Annotated in this window: 5 protein-coding genes and 1 pseudogene; 3 read left to right on the forward strand and 3 right to left on the reverse strand. The window is 62.5% G+C overall.

Annotated elements, in window-relative coordinates:
- Positions 1 to 161, forward strand: a pseudogene (locus tag EN925_RS41690) (thymidine phosphorylase); the annotation flags it as partial.
- A gap of 86 nt (positions 162 to 247) precedes the next feature.
- Here the strand turns inward: EN925_RS41690 and EN925_RS25610 are convergent.
- The 3 genes from EN925_RS25610 to EN925_RS25625 all read right to left on the reverse strand — a co-directional run bounded on the left by EN925_RS25610 (position 248) and on the right by EN925_RS25625 (position 2,786).
- Entirely contained in the window at positions 248 to 811 is a 564-nt protein-coding gene (locus EN925_RS25610; RefSeq protein ID WP_024502797.1) for a TIGR02281 family clan AA aspartic protease, read from the reverse strand.
- 224 nt (positions 812 to 1,035) lie between these two features.
- Positions 1,036 to 1,665: a uracil phosphoribosyltransferase gene (gene upp, locus EN925_RS25620; RefSeq protein WP_013529626.1), complete on the reverse strand. Its 630-nt coding sequence runs from the start codon at positions 1,663 to 1,665 to the stop codon at positions 1,036 to 1,038.
- A 146-nt stretch (positions 1,666 to 1,811) separates the two neighbouring features.
- Positions 1,812 to 2,786 carry an adenosine deaminase gene (locus EN925_RS25625; protein ID WP_127368791.1) on the reverse strand — a complete coding sequence of 325 codons (975 nt, stop codon included), beginning with the start codon at positions 2,784 to 2,786 and terminating at the stop codon, positions 1,812 to 1,814.
- A gap of 134 nt (positions 2,787 to 2,920) precedes the next feature.
- On the opposite strand from EN925_RS25625, the gene ubiE reads away from it, so the two are divergent.
- Both ubiE and EN925_RS25635 read left to right on the forward strand, forming a co-directional pair.
- Positions 2,921 to 3,697, forward strand: a complete 777-nt coding sequence (ubiE, locus tag EN925_RS25630; RefSeq protein WP_013529624.1) for a bifunctional demethylmenaquinone methyltransferase/2-methoxy-6-polyprenyl-1,4-benzoquinol methylase UbiE — start codon at positions 2,921 to 2,923, stop codon at positions 3,695 to 3,697.
- 70 nt (positions 3,698 to 3,767) lie between these two features.
- The coding region (locus tag EN925_RS25635; protein ID WP_245487296.1) for an AarF/UbiB family protein at positions 3,768 to 4,186 on the forward strand (419 nt) is incomplete at its 3' end.

Below are 4,186 nucleotides of genomic sequence, written 5' to 3' on the forward strand. Positions count from 1 at the left end.
GTGCGGAGGTTGGGATCGGCGAGCCGCTGGCGCTGATCCATGCCCGCTCATCGGCCGATGCCGAGGCCGCCGCGGCAACCGTGCTTTCGGCCTATATGGTCGGCGCCTCGAAGCCGCCCGCCGACAAGTCGGTCATCCGGCGGATTCTGCCGCGCGGCTAGAGCAATTCCAGGAAAAGTGTGAAACGGTTCTCCCCGGGAAAAAGCGCATAGCGCTTTCCCTTGGGAATTTGGGAAAACGAATAGCCTTACTGGACGAGCAGCAGCGTGCCGTTCTCGACCTGGTATTTGTCGAGCCGGTTGAGGAAGCTCATGCCGATCAGATTGGTGCGCAGCGCCCTGTCGTCGAGCACGATGGTCTGGACGTCATTGACGGTGATGCTGCCGATCTGCAGGCGGTCGATCATGGCCACGGCCGCCTTGATGGTGCCGTTGGCGGTGTTGACCTCGCGGTTGAAGTCGGAAGCGTTCAGCGACAGGCCGATCCTGCGTGCCGTCGAAATGTTGATGGCGACCAATGTGGCGCCGGTGTCGATCATGCCGTCGACCTGACGTCCGTTGAGCTTGAAGGGTGACGAGAAATGCCCGCGTTCGTCTGCCGCGACGAGGACCTTGCGGCCCATCGGCAGCGGTGCCGCGGGCTTGTTGGGCACCGATGCCAGATTGACGTTCGGCTGGGCTTCGACCGCTTGTTTGCCCGGCACCGCCGACCTCAGCAGGTTTTCGACGAGTTGCGGATTCGACTGATACACAATCGGTATCGATGCCGATGTACCGGCGAAAACGGCGAGGATCAGAAGTTTGCGCAGCATGGATCGGCCTCGCCGCATGACCCCGAAAATCGGGAACGATTTTCGGAAAGGCTCATGCACAAAATCAAAGTGCTACAGCGTCCTTTGCGCGTCCGAAACGGACGCGCGGCGCTGTAGTGACAGCCGATCGTTAAGCCCGGATGGTGTTTGCCGCTTTAACGCGCGCCAAAACCGCGCCTTTGCGTAAATATTTGGTAAATCGTACCAGGCGACTTGGTCTGGTATTACTTGGTCCCGTACATGCGGTCGCCGGCGTCGCCGAGGCCGGGCATGATGTAGCCCTTCTCGTTGAGCTGGCGGTCGATCGAAGCGGTGAAGACGGGAACGTCCGGATGCGCCTTGATGAAGCGCTCGATGCCTTCGGGCGCCGCCAGCAGGCAAAGGAAACGGATGTTGGTGGCGCCGCGCTCTTTCAGCTTGTCGATCGCCGCGATCGCCGAATTGGCGGTGGCCAGCATCGGATCGACGACGATCACCAGCCGGTCGGCGAGGTCGCTCGGCGCCTTGAAGAAATATTCGACCGCCTCCAGCGTTTCGTGATCGCGGTAGAGACCGACATGGGCGACGCGCGCCGCCGGCACCAGGTCGAGCAGGCCTTCCAGCAAGCCGTTGCCGGCGCGCAGCACCGAGGCGAAGACCAGTTTCTTGCCCTCGAGCGTCGGCGCTTCCATGGTTTCCATCGGCGTTTCGATGGTCGTCGTCGTCAGTTCGAGATTGCGGGTGACCTCGTAGCCGAGCAGCAGCGAGATTTCGCGCAGCAGCCGGCGGAAGCCCGCCGTCGAGGTTTCCTTCTTGCGCATGATGGTCAGCTTGTGCTGGACAAGCGGGTGGTCGACGACGGTGACGCCCTGCATGGTGTTCTCCTGATGCCTGCGCCCGAAAATGCGCGCATCGCCCTTTCGGACGCGCCGCGCTTCAAGCTGCCTGGGCGAACCCTAGCGGCAATGCGCCGGCCAAGGAACCGCTTGGCCCGCACCGACCACAGCTTTGTCGGCGGAAATCAGCGTGCCGCGCTGTTCAACCGGGCAAGAAGTGCCGTCTTTGTCTTTCTATCGACGAAAGCGGCCTCGATGGCCGTTCTGGTGACGGCGGTCAGCGCCTTGTCGTTCATCGAGAAATGCTCGGCAGCGATATCGTATTCACGCTTGAGCGAGGTCCAGAAATAGGGCGGATCGTCGGAATTGAGCGTCATCTTGCAGCCTGCCGCCTGCAGGGCCGGAAACGGATGATCGGCGAAACTGTCGAACACCTTGAGCGCGATGTTGGAACCGGGGCAGCATTCCAGCACGATGCCCTCGTCGGCGATGCGCCGGACGAGGTCCAGGTTCTCGATGGCGCGCACGCCATGGCCGATGCGGGACGGACGGATGTGATCCAGCGCCGCCTGGACGGTCTCCCAGCCCGTCAGTTCGCCGGCATGGATGGTGATGCCGAGCCCGGCTTCGCGAGCGATCTCGAAAGCCCTGACATAGTCCTCCATATCACCGATCCGCTCATCGCCGGCAACGCCGAAACCGGTGACCAGCGGATGCCCGCAGCGCGCCGCGAAGCGCGCCGCCTGCTCGATCGACTCGACGCCGACATGGCGCACGCCGGTGACGATCATGCGGCCCTCGATGCCGGTCTTGGCCTTGGCGCGGGCCATGCCTTCGCCGAGCGCGTCGGTATAGGCCTTGGGCGACAGGCCGGCTTTTTTAGCGTGGTCCGGCGAGGTGAACACCTCGGAATAGATGGCGCCATCGCGGGCAAGGCTGGTCAGATAGTGGTCGGCCAGCCGCGCATAGTCCTCCTCGGTCCGGAACAGATCGGCGGAAAAATCATAAGCCGCCAGGAAGGAGGTGAAATCGTGCCAGACGAAGGAACCGTTCTGGATATAGGGCGAGGTGTCCTTGCCGTATTTCTGCGCCTGGCGGATGACGAGTTCGGGCGCCGCTGCCCCTTCGATGTGGCAGTGCAGTTCCGCTTTCAAAGGCATTCAATCATCCCGTCGGTCCGTCCAGGTCTCGAAAACCCGCCACCTGGAAGCGCGGCTGAACACCGCGCCTTAAACAATAGCGCCCGCACCATCGATCGGCTATGGTCCCGCCGGTTTTATGACGGATCAAAAAAATGTCAGTTGAGAGAACCACGGCCGCGGGCGGCATGGAAACCTCCTATGGTTTCAAGCGTGTAGGGGCTGGCGACAAGCAGTCCCTGGTCAACGATGTTTTCCACAAGGTCGCCAACCGCTACGACCTGATGAACGATCTGATGTCGGCCGGCCTGCACCGGCTGTGGAAGGACGCCATGGTCACCTGGCTCAATCCGCCTAAACGGGCGGGCTGGAAGGTGCTCGACGTTGCCGGAGGCACCGGCGACATTGCCTTTCGCATCGTCGATGCCAGCCACGGCAATGCCCATGCCACTGTGCTCGACATCAATGGCTCGATGCTGGCTGTCGGCCGCGACCGGGCCGAAAAGAAGGGCCTGTCCGGCAACACCGATTTCGTCGAGGCCAATGCCGAGGAACTGCCCTTCCCTGATGCCACATTCGATGCCTATACCATCGCTTTCGGCATCCGCAACGTACCGCGCATCGAGGTGGCCTTGGGCGAAGCGTTTCGCGTGCTGAAGCCCGGTGGGCGCTTCCTGTGCCTGGAATTTTCCGAGGTCGAGATGCCGCTGCTCGACAAGGCCTATGAAGCCTGGTCGTTCAACGCCATTCCAAAGATCGGCAAGATGGTCACCGGCGACGGCGAGCCCTATTCCTATCTGGTCGAATCGATCGCCAGGTTTCCCAACCAGCAGAATTTCGCGACGATGATTTCCCGCGCCGGCTTCGACCGCGTTTCCTTCCGCAACTATTCCGGCGGTATTGCAGCACTTCATTCGGGCTGGAAGCTTTGAGGCCGGACCGCATTTCTCACAATCGACGTGTGCTATGCCGGCTCAAAGAGCCGGCAGGGTTGGCGCGGCCATGAGCAATGTCAGTGCAGGATTCCGGCTCGTAAGGGCCGGCTGGGTGCTGGTCCGCGAGGGTGTCGTCGCCGCTCTGCCGGGTGAGGAACTGTCCGGCCTGCCGAAGTTCGGCTGGCGGATGGCACGGCTGTTCACGCGCCGCCGCGCGCTGGCCTATGAGCGCAGCGACCGGCTGGCCAAGGCGGTCGTCCGGCTCGGTCCCTCCTATGTAAAGCTCGGCCAGTTCCTGGCGACACGGCCCGACGTCGTCGGCAACGACATGGCGCTCGATCTCGCCATGTTGCAGGACAAGATGCACACCTTTCCGAAGGCCGAAGCCATAGCGGCCATCGAAGCCTCGCTCGGGCGCAAAGTCGGCGATCTCTACGCGCAATTCGGCGATCCGGTCGCCGCCGCCTCCATCGCCCAGGTCCATGC

Origin of the sequence: Mesorhizobium sp. M7A.F.Ca.US.006.04.2.1, assembly GCF_004022915.1 — a bacterium.
Classification (GTDB): Bacteria; Pseudomonadota; Alphaproteobacteria; order Rhizobiales; family Rhizobiaceae; genus Mesorhizobium; species Mesorhizobium ciceri.

Excerpts from the sequence above, each read along its gene's own strand:
- EN925_RS25610 (WP_024502797.1), bottom strand. The coding sequence starts at position 811 with ATGCTGCGCAAACTTCTGATCCTCGCCGTTTTCGCCGGTACATCGGCA.
- upp (WP_013529626.1), bottom strand. The coding sequence starts at position 1,665 with ATGCAGGGCGTCACCGTCGTCGACCACCCGCTTGTCCAGCACAAGCTG.
- EN925_RS25625 (WP_127368791.1), bottom strand. The coding sequence starts at position 2,786 with ATGCCTTTGAAAGCGGAACTGCACTGCCACATCGAAGGGGCAGCGGCG.
- ubiE (WP_013529624.1), top strand. The coding sequence starts at position 2,921 with ATGTCAGTTGAGAGAACCACGGCCGCGGGCGGCATGGAAACCTCCTAT.